The sequence below is a fragment of the Pseudomonas sp. ERMR1:02 genome (assembly GCF_002277815.1).
GTDB lineage: Bacteria > Pseudomonadota > Gammaproteobacteria > Pseudomonadales > Pseudomonadaceae > Aquipseudomonas.
On the sequence record NZ_NKJI01000022.1, the window covers coordinates 95,836 to 116,526 of the forward strand.

A 20,691-nucleotide genomic window follows, 5' to 3' on the forward strand; every position below is an offset into this window, starting at 1 on the left:
CCGTTACCCGACGGATACGGAAACATATCGAGCACATAATACGAGGGCTTGGCATTAAAATTATCCGCCGCATAAACATTACTTTCAGCCCATTTATTCTGCCACTTCGTTCTGAATTGATCCTTATCCATAGCCGTCATTACGCACTCTTCCAATAGATCTTATTTGCCTATGACCCTAAAAAATAGCAGGAAGTGGATTCCTGACCTATTTGCGGGGATGGACGTTTTCTTGTGTGCAACACATACTTACTTCCACAAAAAACGTTGTCAACTATTTCCAAAATGACCAGGCAATCTTTTACAGCACCTCCTTTCTAGCACCGGAACCCCCTGATTCCGCTCAACTTTTAGGCTCGAAGCAAATCGCAGATCCTGCAATTCGCGTGCATTCCAGCCTAGAAAAACAGTTAAACAATGTTACAGAATCAACAATCCAGGAATTTTCTTACAGATAACAGGAAGTCAGAGGCAGAAATAACATAGACAGGACGTTTAGCAATGAGTACCGATAAGCGAAATGTCGCACAGAAAATTCAACCAAATACAAAATTAATCATTTGATTGCTCAATAGTTAGGTTCTTTAATTAACAAAATCAAATTTCAACTTATAACTTTACGAACTTTACAAACCTTCCAACTCGCGCTGAATGGTCAGTTTTTTTGTCAGGAAAACGGGACACTTGCTGCGTGGGAACGATCAAGTCCTCAGTTTAAGATCAAAAGATCGCAGCCTTCGGCAGCTTCTACTGGGTATGTGTACGCCGCAAATTCGCGGTGTATGCAGAAGGTGTAGGAGCTGGCGCAGGCTGCGAAGGGGACCGCCCCAGTGATGCGCCAGGCAGATTGCTTCGCAGCCGAACGCAGGCTTCGCCAGCAGTTACAAAGTTGCGTAACGACTACAATTGAAAGAGACTCCGTTCGAAACCAGCAAACAGATGATACAAACGGAAATCGGAGACACGCTTTTCCGAAACGTCCCACAGCCAGAATCTACCTTTCCCGATAGTGTCAACGCTCTCCCCAAGCGCAACGCTGGGATCTCCCAAGGAAGAACAAGGCATGACCAAAAAGGCAGTTATCGTATTCAGTGGCGGACAGGACTCAACCACGTGCTTGATCCATGCGTTACCGCTCTACGATGAGGTTCACTGTATTACGTTCGACTATGGCCAGCGTCATCGCGCGGAAATTGAGGTTGCGCAGCAACTTTCAAAAAAGCTTGGTGTGGCTGTGCATAAAGTGTTGGACGCTTCTTTATTGAATGAGCTGGCGATCAGCAGCTTGACCCGCGACAACATTCCTGTGCCATGCATGAATAGTTCCGGAGAAAAACTGCCGAGTACCTTTGTACCCGGCAGGAACATTCTGTTTTTGACTCTGGCATCTATTTACGCCTATCAAGTGCAAGCCCAGGCAATCATCACCGGTGTTTGTGAAACAGATTTTTCGGGTTATCCCGATTGCCGGGATGAATTCGTCAAGGCGATGAACAATGCCATTGAGTTAGGAATGGATTACAAGCTGCGCATTGAGACGCCGTTAATGTGGTTGACCAAAGCGGAGACGTGGGCCTTAGCCGATCACTATAAAAAACTGGATTTCATTCGCGATCATACTTTGACTTGTTACAACGGAGTTAAGGGGGGGCCCGGTGCAGCAATTGTGATGCTTGTAATCTTCGCGCAAAAGGACTGAATGAGTACTCCGAAAATAAAATTGAAATCATGAAGATTGTGATAGACAAACTAAAACTGGAATAGCAAATACAGGACCTGGGGCATGAACCATTGCCATTTAGTTCATGCCCCTATTTTTATGCCACCTGATATCCAGTCACATATTTTTTAAACAATGATCTTGCCCCATAAGCTGGCAATACATTGAACACAGCAAAACACATCTTAATGACTATCTGCACATAAACTATTTTCAGAATATTCTCATTCTCCATAGTTCCATAAAATGCAATAAAGCAAAAAATGAAGCTATCTATTATTACCGCAAAGAAAGTACTAAAGAACACCCGTAAAAATAAAAATTTTGAACTGGTAAGCTCTTTAATTTTGCAAAGAAGGTACGAATTAACATACTCAGAAAATAGAAAAGACACTGATGATGCTACCAGCACGGATGAAACGTGACCAACAACCTCATCATACGGCGTATCAAGCTTCCAACCAGATAAGCCAGGGAGATGAATAGTCGCTGCAAGTAGAAGGAGAATAAAAGCGTTACTTACGAAGGCAAAGTATATTGCTCTCCTTGCCAGCCTGAGCCCATAAGACTCATTCAGAAGATCAACTATCAGAAACGTCAGCGGGTAAAGAAAACACCTGGAGTTACAACCACGTCAAAATATTCCACATACACAAGCTTTGCCGCAGCAATATTAGTGAACACGTAAAGAGCTAGGAGCGCTAGATTGAGCGCAACATAAGTCAACCACGACCTCTCATGACGATCGCTTATTTCATATGCAGTTAACGCAGCACCACCAGAATAGTACTTTCTATACACATCCTTGATTTCAGTCTTGCTTAGATTGTCAAAAATCTCGCTTTTCAGCAAATCACTTAGCTTAACTTTTATAACTTTTCCCGTAGAAACAACCATTATCGAAGCAAGACCTTTGGTGTTTTCAAACCCTAAAAGCTTGTATCTCCTGTTCTCAAGATCAAAAGCCATTAAATCTTTCCTCAATTACTTCTCCAACAACCAAAACAGCATCGGACTCAACAACCGGCTCGTGAGTTATAAACAACCGATCGGTAGCCTTGTCATACACTAGCTTTTCTTTATCGCCCGCTGACACTCCTTTCTTGATTATCAACAAATCGCCCGCCTGATTCACTCCTCCGATTTCATTCTCCAGAAGCACACCAATCAAGTTGCAACCATTCCCAAAATAGTAAGTAAGAGGTTGGGTTACGGCCAACTCACCGATTCTCTTATCAAGGCTCTGCAAAAGAATGCTTTGCTTTATTATAGGAACCGCCGCCGGATTCATATTCCCCTGTAGAGAGACACTACTCTCTATAATCTCCTTCTCTTCAAAATCAACGGTCTCGATTTCTTTGTAAGACACACCAAAAAAATCAGAAATCTTTCGAATTGTGGACTGCTGAACATTAACGACTCTTCCTTCCAAAATGTTGTAGATAGTCGTTCTGGTCAAACCACTGGAATTGCACAAGGATAGCTGTGTCTCCCCACGACTTTTTATGAGGTACTTGATATTGCTCTTCAATCGTTCCGACTTTTCTTTTTTATACATTAATTAGTTACCACTTCATCAATCTTACGAATTGTGTACACAGGCATTTTGCGTGAGGCCAGCGCCCTACACGCTAGCTTCTGTGCAAAAGGCCATATTGCAATCACTTCAAACAACCGTCAAATAATGTTTCGGAGACTAGTTTAGGTGCATTTTCTTACAGAAGTGCCGCACTCAGATTAAAGATCTTTCTTACAGAAATTAGAAAGCCATCTAGCGAATTGCCCTACAGAACAATAGAAGCAACTACCGCGACAACTAAACATGAATCATTTAATTACATAGATGTTAAATTTTTTGATTAATTAATTAGAATTTTCTGGTAATAAATTGCCAGCCAGCAAACTTACGTACTGCCGACAACCAATCTTGGGTGACGGAATGGAACTGGCACTTTTAAAAACCTTGCAAGGAGCTCCAACAATGAAAAAAACCACCCCCAACTCCCCGCAATCGCCTGACCCTTCAGCCTTCGAGTCAATCGACATCCCCAAGCTCTCCGACATCACCGAACCCCTTGTCAGCGCACGCCTGCGCAATCCAAAACGCCCCGACCCTCTCACCGATGTCTTCACCATCGTTCCAAACATCGACACGGAATCTTTGCTCTGTCACGCCTGCGAAACCCTGGCCTCGCTCAACGTCATGAGTACTGACCTTGCCTGCGAACTCGAAAGCTCTCGCCGCAACGTTGCGCTGGCAATTCAGCAGTTGGCCGTGCTGGCCGGGCTGTTGGTAAACCGTGCGCTGGACAATCTCGACCCGCCCGGTGGTTTGCCTGAGGTCCGGCCGTAATTCAATAGCGCTGTACGGCCCAAGGCCGCCTTCGCTGGCAAGCCAGCTCCTACAAAAAATTCGGATACACCGCATTTTGTATACGACACCAAACCTGTAGGAGCCGGCTTGCTGGCGAAGGCGTTTTCGATGGCGGTGCACGACGCACGGCAGCCTTCGCTGGCAAGCCATCTCCTACAGGGATGTGTACGCCGCAAAAGTGAAACTCGCCTTGTTGTTTTCTCCCGGCAACCGGTCGCTTTCCATCAATCCACCCTCCTCCTTGCCCCCTGGATTAGAACCCACAACAGAGCCGTAACGTGCGGCGAGCCTGCTCGCGTGATGGCGTGCGTCCAGTCAATGAAGATGCTGACTGATAAGCCGCTATCGCGAGCAGGCTTACTCCCACAGTGGATCTTCAACGAACACCACATCTCATTCCCCCAAGAGCACCTGACGACCGGCAGCAAAAATCAATTGCCACCAATATGACATGCGTCATATTACGTATGTAATTAAATGCCGTTTCCTACAGGTAACCCTCCATGACCAGCATGCCCTCCGTTGAGCCCGACCTGGCTGTTCCGGTGACCGCCCCCAAGCCTCCCCTGCTCAAACGCCTGCTCCTGCCAACATTGGGCATTGCTGCACTGGTGCTGGCCGGTGTTTACGGCGCGCACTGGTGGACGAGTGGCCGTTTCATCGAGGAAACCGATGACGCCTACATTGGCGGCGACGTAACGGTGATCGGGTCGAAGGTTGCCGGGTACATCGACGAAGTGCTGGTGACCGACAACCAGAAGGTCAAGGCTGGTGATGTGCTGATCCGCCTCGATTCCCGGGATTACCGCGCTATCCTGGCCAAGGCCGAAGGCGCGGTGGCGGCTGAAGAAGCTCTGCTTGCCAATCTCGACGCCACCGAACAACTGCAACAGGCCGTCATCGGCCAGGCCCGTGCCGGGATCGATGCCGCTGGTGCCGAAACCGCCCGTTCGCGTGATGACGATGCGCGCTACAAAAAACTGGTCACCACCAACGCCGTCTCGGTGGAGAGTGCCCAACGGGCCAACGCCACTTATAAAGCTGCTTCAGCTATAAGCGCCCGCGCCCAGGCTGAGCTGCTGGCGACGCAACGGCAGCTGAACGTGATAGCCACCCAGAAACAACAAGCCCGCGCCGCTTTGATTCAAGCGAAAGCCGAGCGTGATCTGGCGCAACTGAACGTCGGTTATACCGAACTGCGGGCGCCGGTGGATGGGGTGATCGGTAATCGTCGGGCGCGGGTCGGCGCGTATGCCCAAGCCGGATCGCAGTTGCTGTCGGTGGTGCCGTCCAGTGGTTTGTGGGTCGATGCCAACTTCAAGGAAGACCAGTTGGCGCGCATGACACCGGGGCAACGGGTGGTGATTCATGCCGACGTGCTTTCGGGGCAGGTATTTCACGGTCATCTCGACAGCCTCGCGCCAGCCAGCGGCTCGCAATTCAGCGTGCTGCCACCGGAAAACGCCACCGGCAACTTCACCAAAATCGTGCAACGGGTGCCGGTGCGGATTCACCTCGATCCGGCGGACAGTGTGCTCGGCCATCTGCGCCCAGGCCTGTCTGTGACCGCAGAAGTCGACACCCGCAAGGAGCCTGAAGCGCCAACCGTGGTCAGCGCGCCATGAGCCGCGCCCTCGCCGTCCCGGCGCAACCGTTCAATGCCGCGAACATGGCCACGGCGACCAAGGTTTTCGCCTTCGCCAGCATGTGCATCGGCATGTTCATTGCCCTGCTGGACATCCAGATCGTCTCGGCATCGCTGCGTGACATTGGCGGCGGGCTGTCGGCCGGCACCGACGAAACCGCATGGGTGCAAACCAGCTACCTGATCGCCGAAATCATTGTGATCCCGCTGTCCGGCTGGTTGTCGCGCGTGTTTTCCACGCGCTGGCTGTTTTGCGCCTCGGCGGTAGGTTTCACCCTGGCCAGCCTGCTCTGTGGGGCGGCGTGGAACATCCAGAGCATGATCGCTTTCCGCGCCCTGCAGGGTTTTGTTGGCGGTTCGATGATTCCGCTGGTGTTCACCACCGCGTTCATTTTCTTCAATGGCAAACAGCGGGTGATCGCTGCCGCGACCATCGGCGCGGTGGCGTCGCTGGCACCGACCCTGGGCCCGGTGATCGGTGGCTGGATCACCGATATATCGTCCTGGCACTGGCTGTTCTACATCAATCTGGTGCCGGGGATTTTCGTTGCCGTGGCGGTGCCGATGCTGGTGAAGATCGACCAGCCGGAACTGTCGCTGCTCAAGGGCGCCGACTATATAAGCATGGTATTTATGGCGCTGTTTCTTGGCTGTCTTGAATACACCCTCGAAGAAGGCCCGCGCTGGAACTGGTTTAGCGACAGCACGATTTTGACCACCGCGTGGATCAGCGGCCTGGCCGGTCTGGCCTTCATCGGCCGGACCCTGCACGTGGCCAATCCGATCGTCGATTTGCGCGCCTTGAAAGACCGCAACTTCGCCCTCGGCTGTTTCTTTTCGTTCGTCACCGGGATCGGCCTGTTCGCCACCATCTACCTGACGCCGCTGTTTCTCGGCCGGGTACGCGGCTACGGCGCGCTGGACATTGGTCTGGCAATTTTCTCTACCGGGGTGTTCCAGCTCATGGCGATTCCGCTGTACGCCTTTCTGGCCAACCGCATCGATCTACGCTGGATCATGATGACCGGTCTGGGGTTGTTCGCCTTGTCGATGTGGGATTTCAGCCCGATCACCCATGACTGGGGAGCCAGGGAATTGATGTTGCCGCAAGCCTTTCGCGGGATCGCCCAGCAACTGGCGGTGCCGCCTGCGGTAACGTTGACGCTGGGCGGGCTGGCGCCAGCGCGGCTCAAACATGCGTCGGGGTTGTTCAACCTGATGCGCAACCTGGGCGGCGCCATCGGCATCGCCGCGTGCGCGACCATTCTCAATGACCGCACCAACCTGCACTTCACCCGGTTGGCGGAACACCTCAACAGCACCAACGAAGCCCTCAACCAGTGGCTGTCCCAGGTCGGCAACAACTTCGCCGCCCTCGGCCAGAGTGGCGATGTCGGCGTGACTGCCAGCCTGCATCAGCTCTGGCTACTGACCTACCGCGAAGCGCAGACACAAACCTACGGCGACGCGTTTCTGATGATAATGGTCTGCTTCATCATCGCGACGGCGATGGTGCCCTTGATGCGCAAGGTGCAACCACCGGCCGCGCCGAGTGCGGATGCGCATTGAGACCAGATCTGAAACCTTTCCCCCTTTGTAGGAGCCGGCTTGCTGGCGATGGTGGGTCAGCAGCATTGATATCGACTGACACACCTTCGCCAGCAAGCCGGCTCCTACAGTTGCTGGGGAGCAAATTAGACTTGTGGGGTCTTGCGGAAGCCAACGGCCAGACGGTTCCAGCTGTTGATGGTGCTGATGGCCACGGTCAGGTCGACCATTTCTTTGGGCGAGAACTGCGCGCTGACCACTTCGTAGTCTTCATCCGGGGCGTGGGTCAGGCTCAGTTGGGTCAGGGATTCGGTCCACAGCAGCGCAGCGCGTTCACGGTCGGTGAAGAACGGCGCCTCGCGCCAGGCCGTTACGGCGAACAGACGGCGGGGAGTTTCGCCACCCTTGATCGCGTCGCTGGTGTGCATGTCGATGCAGAAGGCGCAGCCGTTGATTTGCGAAGCACGCAACTTGACCAGTTCGATCAGGGTCTTTTCCAGCGGCAGCTTGGAAACGGCGGTTTCCAGGGCAATCATGGCTTTGAGGGCATCAGGGCTAGCGGTGTAGAAATCGATACGGGGTTGCATTACAAGCTCCAGGGCAAGTGGGTGTGTGGATACGTTAGTCCCCCGACGGATTGTACAAATAGCCAATATTCGAGAAGTCGAGGAGGCCACTGGCGGATATTTGACCCAGGGGAGGCCCTCGTACGTTGAAGGCTTTTGCGATGGTGGATTTTTGATTTTGTGGTGCGCTTAGAATCGCCTTCGCGGGCAAGCCTCGCTCCTACAGTAGAACTGCGCAGCGGCCATACGCTACAAAACTCAGCCTGTCCGCTTGAGCAACCACTGCAAAAACCCTTTCTTCTGCACCACCACCGGCACTTCCCTCGTCAGCTCCTGCACCTTGTGCAGGCGGTAATCGAGCAAGGTTTTCATCGCATCGTTGATATCATGGCGGGCTTCCAGGCACGGTCTGAGGTAGCCCTTTTCAATGCGGTAAAGCGCACAGGAGGTTTTCGCCGTGAATTGCGCGGGCACCGAGCTGTCGGTCAGGATGCCGGCCTCGCCGATCACTTCCCCCGGCCCCATGCGCCCGGACTCGACTGGCACGCCGTGGCGGATCAACGTGACCGTGACCACCCGGACTCAATGATGAATAAATTATTACTGACCTCCCCTGCCCCCAGGATCTTCTCCCCGGCGCGAAAGTTTTGCAGGGTCATGTTCTGGCTGAAGGTTTCTTTCTCCTCCTGACGCAAGGTTGAGAAAATCGGCGAACTGTCGATCAACGCCCGTGGCCGCGAAAGGTCGCTCGTCGGGATGGATTCGCCACTCGACTGCAAATTCACCCCGGATGCCCGCAAGTGCCGGTACGCCAGATCGTACAGTTGATTGCTCACCGTGCGCTTTTCGCTCATCGCGGCCACGAAACCGCTGATTTCGTACTCCACGCCGTCGGGGCTGGAGCCTTTGATCGCCACTTTGGGACCCGGGTGGTTCAACAGCGTACGGCAACCTTGCATCGCCCGTTCAAGGGCATCGATCACGACTTGCGGACGCACATGGGGGCTGACCTGCAAACTGATCGAAACGCCGAACATATCGCTGGGCCGACTGAAGTTGGTGATCTTGGCCTTGGCGGCCAGCGAGTTGGGAATCACGATCATGCTGCCCTGGGAAGTCTGCAACCGCGTGGCACGCCAATCGATGTCAATGACCCGGCCTTCAGTGCCGTCGATGGCGATCCAGTCATCCAGTTGATAGGGTTTGGTGGTGTTCAGGACGATCCCGGAAAACACGTCGCTGAGGGTGCTCTGCAACGCCAGACCGACGATGATCGCCAATGCGCCGGACGTGGCCAGCACGCCTTTGACCGGCAGATCGAGCACGTAGGCCAGGGCGGCGATGATCGCGATGAGGAAAATCAACGCACCGAGCAGGTCCTGCAGCAATCGCCCGGTATGCCCGACCCGTTGCATCATCGCCGCGCCGATCAGCACCGTCAGAGTACGCGCGCCGAACAGCCACCAGCCGATCTGCAACCCCGTTGCCGCCAGGTGCAATGGCACGTTGTCCACAAACGGCGCCGGCACCATCGGGTTCAAGCCTTCGTTGAACAGCAGAAGACTGAACAGCGAGAAAATCACCAGCCGTACGAACAGTTTCCAGTTGTGGTGGTTCATACCGATCAAGCGCCACAACACCAGATCGATCACGATCAGGACTAGCGCGCAGATCAGTGGGTGTTCGGCGAGAAACGACAGCATCGGGCAACTCCAGCACAGGACAATGAGCAAAAGATCGCACACATTGGGCACAGTGTAGGAGCAATTGATTTGGCTGAACTCTCCAGACAACACAAAAACAAATGTGGGAGCGGGCTTGCTCGCGAAAGCGGTGTGTCAGTCAACATTGCAGTGACTGATCGATTGCTTTCGCGAGCAAGCCCGCTCCCACAGGGGTTATGTGTTGTTGTCCAGGTCAGCCATGCATCTGGCCGAAGCGACCGGACTGGAAGTCGGCGAAGGCCTGGTGGATTTCCTGCTCGGTGTTCATCACAAACGGACCGTGACCGATGATCGGCTCGTCGATCGGCTCGCCGCTGAGCAACAGAACCACCGCGTCCGCGCTGGCTTCAAGGGTCAACTGATCGCCCTTGCGGTCGAACAGCGCCAACTGCCCTTGGCGCACCGACTCCAGACCATTGACCTGAATCGTGCCGCGCAAGACCACCAGCGCGGTGTTGCGTCCTTCATGCAGATCAAGCGTGAGCAACTTGCCGGCATTCAGACGGATGTCCCAGACATCGACCGGGGTGAAAGTGCGCGCCGGTCCCTTGCGACCATCGAATTCACCGGTGATCAGGCGCAGGCTGCCGGCGTTGTCCTTGAGCGCAAGGCTGGGAATGTCGCCATCGAGAATGGTCTGGTAGCCGGCATTGGCCATTTTGTCTTTGGCCGGCAAGTTGACCCACAGCTGAACCATTTCCAGAGTGCCGCCACTTTTGGCGAAGCCTTCGGAGTGGAACTCTTCATGGAGAATGCCCGAGGCTGCGGTCATCCATTGCACGTCGCCGGGGCCGATCTTGCCGCCACTGCCGGTGGAGTCGCGATGTTCCAGTTCGCCGTTGTAAACGATAGTCACGGTTTCGAAACCACGGTGCGGATGCTGACCAACGCCACGTCGCTCGGTGGTCGGCGTGAATTCGGCGGGACCTGCGTGATCGAGCAGCAGAAACGGGCTGATGTGTTGGCCCAGGTTGTCGTAGGAAAACAGCGTGCGAACCGGGAAACCGTCGCCGACCCAATGGGTCCGTGGGCTGGTGTAGATACCGATGATGTTTTTCATGGGGTCTCCTGATGAAGTGGGTAAAGCCATGAACGAAGCTTAAAACCGGGGGCTTTTACGCACTAGACCGCAAAAATCAGTTTTAGCGTTCTATGTAAAGAACGATGGTGGAGTCCCGAAACCGAGTCACGGCCTTCGCCTGACCAGCCCCAAAGGCATTGCACCGCACTGGGATTAATAGCCGGGTGACGAGCGCGACAAACCTGGTTGAGGTGAATTCGCGTTTCCCCTGTACGTGTGTTTTCCCCCGCAGAAACGGATTTTCACCCGGCCCGTGTGCGCCTGAAGCCCCCGGAACGAACGGTGACTCCAGCCTCAACCCTGCTCAAGACTGTGCTCCAAACGCGTCATGGCCTGATGCAACTGATCGACCGCCGCGTCGATCAGTGAAGCATCGCCCCCGGCGCATGCCCGCTCCAGTTCATCGCAACAATCGACCAGACTCTGCGCCCGGACCATCTGCGCCCCGCCCTTGACGCGGTGCGCCAGGTCCTGCAAGCCGTGGTAATTGCCACTGGCATGTTCTTGCAGCAGACGTTCGCGATCCTCGCGATTGGTCACGGCCAGATCGCGTAACAGCTCGAGGATCAGTTCATTATCGGCCCCTGTGTATTTCTGCAACCCGCTTAAATCGATTTCGGCGAAGGCAGTCGCTTCGGTCCCGCTTATCGATTCGCTGGAAAATCTTGTGGCCAACCATGCGCTCAGGTCGACCAGTCGAATCGGTTTGAACAGGCAATCGTCCATGCCGGCTTCCATACAACGAACTTTCTCCTCGGGCTGCGCGTTGGCGGTGAAGCCCAGAATCACTGTCGGTTCGCTCACTTGAAAGCGTTCCTCATCGCGGATCGCACCCGCCAGTTCATAGCCGCTGACCACCGGCATATTGCAATCGGTGATGATCAGATCGAGGACGTGTTCGCGCCATTGCTCGAAGCCTTGCTGGCCATCCTCCGCGACCAGAACGTGGTGCCCCAGATAGCTCAGTTGCCGCGAAAGCAGCAACTGGTTGGCCGGGTAATCGTCGACCACCAGAATCCTCAGGGGGCGGGTCTTTACCTGCGATCCACCCTGCAACACTTCATCCACCGGCAACGCGTGCAACGCCACCAGTCCAAGACTGATGTCCACCCGGGTGCCGCGTCCGGGGACGCTGGCGAGCTGCAAGCGCCCCCCCATCATTTCGCACAACGTACGGCTGATCACCAAGCCCAAACCGGAACCCAGCCGGCCTGATTGCTGGCTGTTCCCGGCCTGCACGAACGGGCTGAACAGTCGTTGCTGGTCAAAGGTACTGATACCGATGCCGCTGTCCTCGATGCGCACACTGACCGCGAGACGGTCCGGCGGCGCAGGCACAACCAGCAGTTTCAGGCTGACCTCACCTGCGTGGGTGAACTTAATTGCATTACTCAGCAGATTGGACAGCACCTGCTTGAAACGCGTGGGATCGATCAGCACATCACGATCACTGTGCTCGTCCAGTTCCACCCGCCACTGCAAGTTCTTCTGCCGTGCCAGGCCTTCGAACACTCGGCACACCGACACCACCAACGCTTGCAGATTGGCCCGCTCCGGTGCCAGCGACAGATGGCCGGACTCGATACGGGCGATGTCCAGAATGTCACCGATCAATGCGAGCAACTGCTGCGCGGCATTTGACGCCACCTCGATGGCCGGGCGATCAGTAATGCCCTCATCGGCCCGTTTCAGCGCCAGTTCCAGCATGCCAATCAGGGCATTCATCGGCGTACGGATCTCATGGCTCATGGTGGCCAGGAACGTGGTCTTGGCGCGGTTGGCATCGTCGGCGGCGTCCTTGGCTTCCTGCAGTTGTTTGAGCCACTGCTGGCGCTGACGAATCTGTCGGCGTTGCCAGGCGATCCCGCTCAGGGCCAGCAAAAGCAGGATCGCGGCGATGGCGAACGCCTGGAATATGGCCTGTCGATGACGCAGCCAAGCGCTTTGCTCCACCATCAAGTCATTGCGCCAGGGCAGTGTCAGCTCCTCGATTTCTTCAGGGGGGATACTCAGCAACGCCTTGTCCAGGATCGAATGCAGCTCGGTAGCCTCGCGACTGGTCGCCAAGGTACTGCGGGCGGGATCAGTGCCAACCGTGCTGGTCACTTGCAGGCGATCGCGGTATTGCCGGGAAATCAGGTAACGGGCGCTGATCAATGAATTGATACTGCCATCGGCCTTGCCCTGGGCGACCATTTCCATGGCATCTGCCGACAATGGCGCATCCACGCAGCGGATCAGCGGGAAGTGTTGCCGAACGAACTCGCCGGCAATATTGCCCAGGGTCAGCGCCAGGGTTTTTCCGGACATCTCATCGAGGATCCTGGGGCTGTCCGGCGCCACGCGGGTCACCAGCACCGAAGGACTGGTCAGGAATGCCCGGGTAAACAGCAAGTCCTCTTCACGCCTTGAACTGAGGCCGATTCCGGCCAGCACATCGACCTCGCCGCTCTTGATGCCCTGCACCATTTCGCCCACCGACTGCATGGCCCGGATGTCGAATTGCAGCCCGGTGCGCAGACTGATTTTCGCCAACACATCGACACCGATGCCGCGAAACCGGCCTTCGCTGTCGATGAAGGTTATCGGCGGGATATTCTCGTTGATCGCCACACTTACTCGGGGGTGTAGATCGAGCCAGCGTTGCTCGGCCACGCTCAATTGCAATGATTGCGTGCCCGGCATCGACACCCCGCTCGCGCCCCACCGCCGCAGAATGTTCATCTGTTCATTGGTCGTGATCGCCGCCAACGCCTGGTTGACGATACGCAATAATCGGCGGTTGTCGCGGCTCATGGCAAAGGCGAAGCGCCCCGGCTCCATGCGCGAAAAATCGGCCAGCTGCACGTTGTTGAGATAGTTTTTGCGGATCAGGTAGTGGGCGCTGATCGCGTCACCCAGATAAACATCCGCCTGACCGAAAGCCACCGCGCCCACCGCCGCCAGCGTCGATGGGAAAAGCTGAACATTGGCCTCGGGATAGAACTGCTGCACGCTCTGTTCGGGCAAATAGTGGTAGAGCATCGCCAGGCGCTTGTCGGCCAGCGCCGGGTCCGGCAGCCATGATGAATCGGTGCGGGTCACCAATACCGGCTGATCGACGGCATAGGCGCTGGACATTTGTAGCTGCGGATCCTGAGCTTCATAACTGTTGGCCGTTCCCAACAGGTCCGCCGTCCCTTGCTTGATCGCCTGGACCGCCTCTTCTCGCGAGCCGTAGCGCTGGACGTCGATCTCGACTTCTAACAATTGCTTGAGCAAGCCGGCGTAGTCTGCGGTCACCCCCTCCAACGCGTGGCCCGTGGCGGTGATGTCGAAGGGGGGATAGTCCGGGGCAGAGACGGCAAGCACCAACCGACCCTTGTGCTGCAACCAGCGCGAATCGGTCGCGGATAACCTGGCGGTGTATCCGTCGACGTCCGAACGCCCCAGCAACGTCAAAGTCTGCGGCTGCGCACCGACGCTCAATGCCCACAGACAAAGTGCCGGCAAAAGCAGGATCGGCAGGCAGCGCAAGCGTCGCAAGGCGTTCATTCAGATCAGATGATTGCGCAAGGCAAGATCGCGCAGATGCACCAACGACTCCACCTTGAGTTTTTCGATCAAACGGGTTTTGTAGGTACTGACGGTCTTGTGACTTAAATGCAGGAGGTTGGCGATTTCCTTGTTTCCTATGCCTTGGGCAAGAAACAGGAAGATCGTCATTTCACGGTCCGAGAGCTGATCAATCATCTGTTTTTCGCTGCGCTGCAATGCGCTCATCGACACCGAACTCGTGGGGAGCTGGGCGAAATAGGTGTACCCGCCCCTCACGGCGCTCACAGCTTTTTGCAAATGCTCCAGATCGTTGGTCTTCTCCACGTAGGCCTCGGCACCGGCGCGCATGCAGCGATCCTGAAAAAACTTCGCTTCCCGTGAGGTGAAGATCACGACTCGACAGCCCGAATCGCTGGCCTTGATCCGTGCCAACACTTCCAGTCCGTCGAGGGAAGGTATGTTCAAATCCAGCACCACCACTTCCGGCTTGTGTTCGCGAATCATAGGCAAGACTTCGTTGCCGCTGCTGGCTTCATGAATGCGCTTGAATCCTAGCGCCTTGAGCAGGATCTTGAGTGCGCCGCGAATTACAGGATGATCGTCCACAACGAGCACTGAAATCATGGCAACTCCTGAGCAATACACGACGATGGGGCCAAGCCCGAATTAGACGCAGTAGCTGCGCATAGACTCTGGCACGTATAACCGCGTCGGACTACCTGACAGAAATGACAGTGCCGACGAACGGTAGCCGGGGATCGACGATCGCCATCAACCGTTGGATCAACGCCAGATCCGGTAGCAAGGCGTGACTCACTTGAACCTTTTGCTGCTCACATGCCGGGATCGGGGGCAGCTGAGCCTGCTGGCCGTCGTAGATCAACACGCGATCCAACTGGCGGTTATCGAGGCACAAGTCCAGCAGATCCAGCTTGCCCCCCGCCAGCGCGGCGTTGATAACCAGCAAGTCGAAGGGCTCGCTGGCGTACTCCACCAGTGTCAGCAGCTCTTCGAGACTTTGCACCGGCGCCACCCGGTAACAACCGAGTTGATTGAACCAACGCTCGACTCGCAGACGGTTAAAGTGCTGTTCGTCAGCGATCAGGATGCGTAATGACTTGTTCGACAACATGGTCCCCGCAAGTGAGTCCGATTAATGAGGGCACAAGGCTACGGAAGACCCTCAAGGCTTTCTGTAGGACTTTTCCGAAATACCAAGCCCCATTGGGTACGCACTCCCCTTCCCCTGTAGGAGCGAGCCTGCTCGCGAAGGACGTCTGGACAACGCGATCAATCAGACAGTACGCGTTATCGTTGACGTCCATCGCGAGCAGGCTCGCTCCTACAATTGGCAGCATTACTGCCACCCAAACCGCCGGATGTAGAACCCCTTCACCGCCTGGGTCAGGCCCATGTACGCCAGCAGAATCACCGGCAGGAACACGAAGTAAAGCGATGGCAGCGCCTGCAGTTTGAAGTAGTGCGCCAGCGGTCCCATCGGCAGGAAAATCCCCACGGCCATGATGATCCCGGTCATCACCATCAGCGGCATCGCCGCGCGGCTTTGCAGGAACGGCACCTTCGGTGTGCGGATCATGTGCACGATCAGTGTCTGGGTCAGCAGCCCGACCACGAACCAGCCGGACTGGAACAGGGTTTGGTGGTCCGGGGTATTGGCGTCGAACACGTACCACATCAAGGCAAAAGTCGTGATATCGAAGATCGAGCTGATCGGCCCGAAAAACAGCATGAACCGACCGACATCCGCCGGCTGCCAGCGTTGTGGTTTTTTCAGCATCTCGGCATCGACGTTGTCGAACGGAATGGCGATCTGCGAAATGTCGTAGAGCAGGTTCTGCACCAGCAGATGCATCGGCAACATCGGCAGGAACGGAATGAACGCGCTGGCCACCAGCACCGAGAACACGTTGCCGAAGTTGGAACTGGCGGTCATCTTGATGTACTTGAGCATGTTGGCGAAGGTCCGCCGACCTTCCAGCACGCCCTCCTCCAGCACCATCAGACTCTTTTCCAGGAGGATGATGTCGGCCGCTTCCTTGGCGATATCCACCGCGCTGTCCACCGAAATCCCGATGTCGGCGGTGCGCAGGGCCGGCGCGTCGTTGATGCCGTCGCCCATGAAGCCGACCACATGGCCGTTGCCCTTGAGCAGGCGCACGATGCGTTCCTTGTGCGATGGCGTCAGTTTGGCGAAGACGTTGGTGCGCTCCACGGCTACCGCCAGTTCGGCGTCGGTCATGCGTTCGACGTCGTTACCCATCAACAGGCCTTGTTGTTCCAGCCCGACTTCGCGGCAGATCTTCGCGGTCACCAGTTCGTTGTCGCCAGTGAGCACTTTCACCGCCACACCGTGGGCAGCCAAAGCCTTGAGGGCCGGTGCGGTGCTTTCTTTTGGCGGATCAAGGAACGCCACATAACCGATCAGCGTCAGTTCCTGTTCATCGGCCAGGCTGTAGGTATCGCGCCCTTCGATCATTGGTCGCGCCGCCACGGCAACCACCCGCAGACCTTCGGCGTTGAATGTCGCAGTGACCTGACGAATCCGCGCCAGCAGTTCAGCACTCAGTGCCTCATCGACCTCGCCATGACGCACCCGCGAGCAGACCGCCAACACCTCCTCCACCGCGCCCTTGCAGATCAGCAGATGCGGTTGATCACGTTCGGCGACCACCACCGACATGCGGCGGCGGGTGAAGTCGAACGGAATCTCGTCGACCTTGCGAAACGCCGTACCGACTTTCAATTCACGATGGATTTCCACGTGTTCGAGCACCGCCACATCCAGCAGGTTTTTCAGGCCGGTCTGGTAGTAGCTGTTGAGGTAAGCCATTTCCAGTACGTCATCGGAATCGTTGCCCCAGACATCGACGTTGCGCGCCAGGAAGATCTTGTCTTGCGTCAAGGTGCCGGTCTTGTCGGTGCACAGCACATCCATGGCACCGAAGTTCTGAATGGCGTCCAGGCGTTTGACGATGACTTTTTTGCGCGACAGAAACACCGCGCCCTTGGCCAGGGTCGAGGTGACGATCATCGGCAGCATTTCCGGGGTCAGGCCCACGGCAATCGACAGCGCGAACAGCAGTGCCTGGGTCCAGTCGCCCTTGGTGAAGCCGTTGATGAACAGCACCAGCGGCGCCATGACGAACATGAAGCGAATCAACAACCAGCTGACTTTGTTGACCCCGGTCTGGAACGAGGTCGGCGCGCGGTCGGTGGCGCCAACCCGTTGCGCCAATGCACCGAAATAGGTGCTATTGCCTGTAGTGAGAATCACCGCCATCGCCGTGCGGACACCACGTTGGTGCCCATGAACAGAATGTTGTCCAGGTCCAATGGATTGAGGGTGCCGCTGTCCTGCTGACGGGGGAATTTTTCCACCGGCATCGATTCACCGGTCATCGCAGCCTGGCTGACGAACAGGTCCTTGGCACTGAGCACCCGGCAATCGGCAGGAATCATGTCCCCGGCCGACACACGATCAGGTCGCCTGGCACCAGTTGTTTGATCGGCAATTCAAGACGCTGTGTACCGCCGTTTTCCAGATCCCGACGCAGCACCGTCGCGGTGTTGCTCACCATGGCCTTGAGCGCATCGGCGGCCTGGTTGGATTTGGTTTCCTGCCAGAAGCGCAGCAAGGTCGAGAGCACCACCATGGAAAAAATCACGATGGCGGCTTTCATGTCCTCGGTCAGCAAGAGATGACCGCCAGCAACGTCAGCAGCAGGTTGAACGGGTTCTTGTAGCAGTGCCACAGGTGCGTCCACCACGGCAGTGGCTGTTCATGCTCGACTTCATTGAGGCCGAATTGTTCGCGCAATGCGTCGGCTTCGTGTTCGCTCAAGCCGTCGGTGTGGCTGCCAGGGTGTCCAGCAACGGGCCGGTGTCGCTCCTGGCGGCGCTGACCAGGGTCTGCGCCAGGGTTGGCGGGACTTCACGGCTGACCGTGGTGTCGGTGAAGTTTTCCAGCAGCGCCAACGACGGAAGTGCCGGGCAATGTGGCGGGTGCGCAGGAATCCGGCAAAGATTCCTTGAGCAGGATCAGGTTCATGGCAGTTCCCCCAGGGTCAGCCGGGAGACCGTCGAGCAGGCGTGTCGGTGCGCCGCGATGACGACAAAAAGTCGAGCATCACGCACGGTTCAGCGTCGATGAGAGGACGTCGGGAATCTGGCCTACACCTGCCAGGAATCGGGATGCCGCTGCTCGCTTTTACGGCGAGACAACGGCATGAAAAACTGCGCGTTATCTGGCCGAGGATGTGCCGGTTACTGAAACCGGCCGACTACTGTCACTCGAACAAGTACCCACTGTGGGTCTCCGCTATTGATGAAAACGCGCGAAGCTTACGCCCCGATATTTGGAGAGTAAACCTGTTACAAAATCTTGCAGGGGGAATCACGGGGTTCTTCAGGAAGGGTTCAGCTTTGCCACGCTGATCGTTCCCACGCTCCGCGTGGGAATGCAGCCGGGACGCTCCGCGTCCCTTCCAGAGTTGGAACGCGGAGCGTCCCTTGAGGCATTCCCACGCAGAGCGTGGGAACGATCAGGCGGAGGGAGTCAGCTGGCTGTCGCCAACAACAATCCACCACCGAACGACTGTGCCCGCGCTTCTTGCCATGCTCATACAACGACCCGGCAATCTCGTCGGCACGAATCGGCAGGATCGACAGCAAGGTGTCGCTCAGGCCATGGCTAGCCTGGCAGAAGCCCTGCATGTAGATGCCGGCCTTGCAGCGCTCGTCGGTGATCAGTTTGTAATTGCGGTCGACTTCGAAGTCACCCAGGTACTGTTCCAGCGGTGCCAGCAGTTTGCGGTGCATCTGGCGCTCGTAACCGGTGGCCAATACCACTGCGTCATAATGACGAACCGTGACTTCACCGGTGGCGTTATTGCGTACCGTCAGTTCGATGCCGCGCTCGGTGGCAGTAGCTTTTGAGAGGGTGGTCAGGGTACGGAACGCATGGCGGGCAATGCCCGAGACTTTCTGCCGGTAGAAAATGCCGTAGATGCGCTCGATCAGATCGATGTCCACCACCGAATAGTTGGTGTTGTGGTACTCGTTGACCAGACGCTCGCGTTCGCTGCTTTCCTGCTGGAACACCAGGTCGGTGAATTCCGGCGAGAACACTTCGTTGACGAAGGGGCTGTCGTCCGCCGGTTTCAGTGCCGAGCCGCGCAGGATCATGTCGACTTGTACCGACGGGAAGCTGTCGTTCAAATCGATGAAGGCTTCCGCCGCACTTTGCCCGCCGCCTATGATCGCGATGCTCATCGGTTGATTGTTAACGCACGGTTGCTTGGCCATTTGCGCCAGGTATTGCGAATGGTGGAATACGCGCTTGTCACCTTTGAGCGCCTTGAACGCTTCAGGAATGCGTGGCGTGCCGCCCGCACTGACCACCACCGAACGAGCTGTGCGCACATGTTGATGACCCGTGCATCGCGAGAAATCACCCGCAGCGCTTCGACCTGCTGGTTGTGCAGCACCGGCTCGATGGTCAGCACTTCTTCGCCGTAGCGGCTTTGTTTTTCGAACTTCCCGGCGACCCAGCGCAGGTAGTCGTTGTACTCCATGCGGCACGGATAAAAAGTGCCCAGGTTGATGAAGTCCACCAGACGGCCGTGGGCCTTGAGGTAATTGACGAACGAGTAAGGGCTGGTCGGGTTGCGCAGGGTCACCAGGTCCTTGAGGAAGGAATCTGCAGCTCGCTCTGGGTCGACAGGGTATTGCCGTGCCAGCTGTAGTTGGCTTGCTTGTCGAGGAACAGCACATCCAGCTCGCCCTGGGTCGGTCCGCGCTCTTGCAGAGCGATGGCCAGCGCCAGGTTGGAAGGGCCGAAACCGACGCCGATCAGGTCGTGAACGATGGGCGATGCAATTGCCTGTGTCATTTCCAGTGTCCTCTGGATGAACCCCACCGCTGCGGGGAATAAGCCTAAGTGACCTGACCGGCCTTGGGCAGGACAGCAGGTCGTCTGTTGATTAGGAACGAGGACAGTGAAATAAATTTAACGTTTGTTCGATGAATCGGCAGAGATCAATGGCTATCCCATTGCCGCATCCGCACCCGGCAGTGCTTCATCGCATTGACGATGTGCTTCTCCACCAGCGCCTTGGAAATGCCAGGCGTTCGGCGATCTCGGGGTGCGACAGGCCATCGAGTTTGCGCAGCATAAAGCTCTCGCGGCACAGCACTGGCAGTTCGTCCAGCGCGCGCTGGAGCATGTCCAGGCGCTGGCCATGATCGAGGCTGTCAAGGGTGATGGACTAAATAGCGCTCTTCATTGTCGAGCACTTCCAGCGACTCGACCTGGCGCAGCGAATTGCGCCGGTGATCGTCGATCACCAGGTTCAGCGCAGTGCGATAAAGGAATGCCCGGGGCTGCTCGATCGGCGTGTCGCTGGAGCGTTCCAGGACTCGCAGAAAAGCGTCATGCACCACATCTTCGGCGACCTGGCGGTTGCCGAGCCTGGCGT

The 20,691-nt window shown here is 56.3% G+C and carries 9 protein-coding genes and 6 pseudogenes; 4 read left to right on the top strand and 11 right to left on the bottom strand.

Going from position 1 to position 20,691, the window contains the following annotated elements:
* Positions 1-1,062 precede the first annotated feature (1,062 nt).
* Positions 1,063-1,763 (top strand): annotated as a pseudogene (queC, locus tag CES87_RS27400) (7-cyano-7-deazaguanine synthase QueC).
* Positions 1,764-1,816: 53 nt separating this feature from the next.
* Here the strand turns inward: queC and CES87_RS27405 are convergent.
* A pseudogene (locus CES87_RS27405) lies at positions 1,817-2,688 on the bottom strand (queuosine precursor transporter).
* Positions 2,678-3,277, bottom strand: coding sequence for a helix-turn-helix transcriptional regulator (locus CES87_RS27410; RefSeq protein WP_128608564.1), 600 nt, complete (start codon positions 3,275-3,277; stop codon positions 2,678-2,680). The pseudogene CES87_RS27405 and the gene CES87_RS27410 overlap by 11 nt, the downstream one beginning before the upstream one ends.
* 423 nt (positions 3,278-3,700) lie before the next feature.
* Between CES87_RS27410 and CES87_RS27415 the strand changes: the two genes are divergently transcribed.
* The 3 genes from CES87_RS27415 (at position 3,701) to CES87_RS27430 (ending at position 7,307) form a co-directional block, all read left to right on the top strand.
* Entirely contained in the window at positions 3,701-4,072 is a 372-nt protein-coding gene (locus CES87_RS27415) for a DUF6124 family protein (protein WP_128608565.1), read from the top strand.
* 524 nt (positions 4,073-4,596) lie between these two features.
* Positions 4,597-5,718 (top strand): HlyD family secretion protein, encoded by a 1,122-nt coding sequence (locus tag CES87_RS27425; protein ID WP_128608566.1) that lies wholly within the window; start codon positions 4,597-4,599, stop codon positions 5,716-5,718.
* Entirely contained in the window at positions 5,715-7,307 is a 1,593-nt protein-coding gene (locus CES87_RS27430) for a DHA2 family efflux MFS transporter permease subunit (protein WP_128608567.1), read from the top strand. Before CES87_RS27425 ends, CES87_RS27430 begins: the two co-directional genes overlap by 4 nt.
* 125 nt (positions 7,308-7,432) lie before the next feature.
* On the opposite strand, the gene CES87_RS27435 is transcribed toward CES87_RS27430, so the two are convergent.
* From CES87_RS27435 to CES87_RS33745, 9 genes and pseudogenes are all read right to left on the bottom strand, one after another.
* Positions 7,433-7,873 carry a carboxymuconolactone decarboxylase family protein gene (locus tag CES87_RS27435; protein WP_128608568.1) on the bottom strand — a complete coding sequence of 147 codons (441 nt, stop codon included), beginning with the start codon at positions 7,871-7,873 and terminating at the stop codon, positions 7,433-7,435.
* Positions 7,874-8,110: 237 nt separating this feature from the next.
* Positions 8,111-9,555 (bottom strand): annotated as a pseudogene (locus CES87_RS27440) (mechanosensitive ion channel domain-containing protein).
* Positions 9,556-9,769: 214 nt separating this feature from the next.
* Positions 9,770-10,636: a pirin family protein gene (locus CES87_RS27450; protein ID WP_128608570.1), complete on the bottom strand. Its 867-nt coding sequence runs from the start codon at positions 10,634-10,636 to the stop codon at positions 9,770-9,772.
* A gap of 315 nt (positions 10,637-10,951) precedes the next feature.
* Positions 10,952-14,191: a transporter substrate-binding domain-containing protein gene (locus tag CES87_RS27455; protein ID WP_128608571.1), complete on the bottom strand. Its 3,240-nt coding sequence runs from the start codon at positions 14,189-14,191 to the stop codon at positions 10,952-10,954.
* On the bottom strand, positions 14,192-14,818 hold the full coding sequence (locus tag CES87_RS27460) for a response regulator transcription factor (protein WP_128608572.1): 627 nt from the start codon (positions 14,816-14,818) through the stop codon (positions 14,192-14,194). It abuts the gene before it with no gap.
* Between the two features lie 91 nt (positions 14,819-14,909).
* Positions 14,910-15,323, bottom strand: a complete 414-nt coding sequence (locus CES87_RS27465; RefSeq protein ID WP_128608575.1) for a response regulator — start codon at positions 15,321-15,323, stop codon at positions 14,910-14,912.
* A 228-nt stretch (positions 15,324-15,551) separates the two neighbouring features.
* A pseudogene (mgtA, locus tag CES87_RS27475) lies at positions 15,552-18,263 on the bottom strand (magnesium-translocating P-type ATPase).
* A gap of 507 nt (positions 18,264-18,770) precedes the next feature.
* Positions 18,771-20,105: pseudogene (locus tag CES87_RS27480) on the bottom strand (lysine N(6)-hydroxylase/L-ornithine N(5)-oxygenase family protein).
* Between the two features lie 146 nt (positions 20,106-20,251).
* Positions 20,252-20,691 (bottom strand): annotated as a pseudogene (locus CES87_RS33745) (sigma-70 family RNA polymerase sigma factor); the annotation flags it as partial.

Excerpts from the sequence above, each read along its gene's own strand:
- CES87_RS27460 (WP_128608572.1), bottom strand. The coding sequence starts at position 14,818 with ATGATTTCAGTGCTCGTTGTGGACGATCATCCTGTAATTCGCGGCGCA.
- CES87_RS27425 (WP_128608566.1), top strand. The coding sequence starts at position 4,597 with ATGACCAGCATGCCCTCCGTTGAGCCCGACCTGGCTGTTCCGGTGACC.
- CES87_RS27455 (WP_128608571.1), bottom strand. The coding sequence starts at position 14,191 with ATGAACGCCTTGCGACGCTTGCGCTGCCTGCCGATCCTGCTTTTGCCG.
- CES87_RS27430 (WP_128608567.1), top strand. The coding sequence starts at position 5,715 with ATGAGCCGCGCCCTCGCCGTCCCGGCGCAACCGTTCAATGCCGCGAAC.
- CES87_RS27450 (WP_128608570.1), bottom strand. The coding sequence starts at position 10,636 with ATGAAAAACATCATCGGTATCTACACCAGCCCACGGACCCATTGGGTC.
- CES87_RS27415 (WP_128608565.1), top strand. The coding sequence starts at position 3,701 with ATGAAAAAAACCACCCCCAACTCCCCGCAATCGCCTGACCCTTCAGCC.
- CES87_RS27435 (WP_128608568.1), bottom strand. The coding sequence starts at position 7,873 with ATGCAACCCCGTATCGATTTCTACACCGCTAGCCCTGATGCCCTCAAA.
- CES87_RS27410 (WP_128608564.1), bottom strand. The coding sequence starts at position 3,277 with ATGTATAAAAAAGAAAAGTCGGAACGATTGAAGAGCAATATCAAGTAC.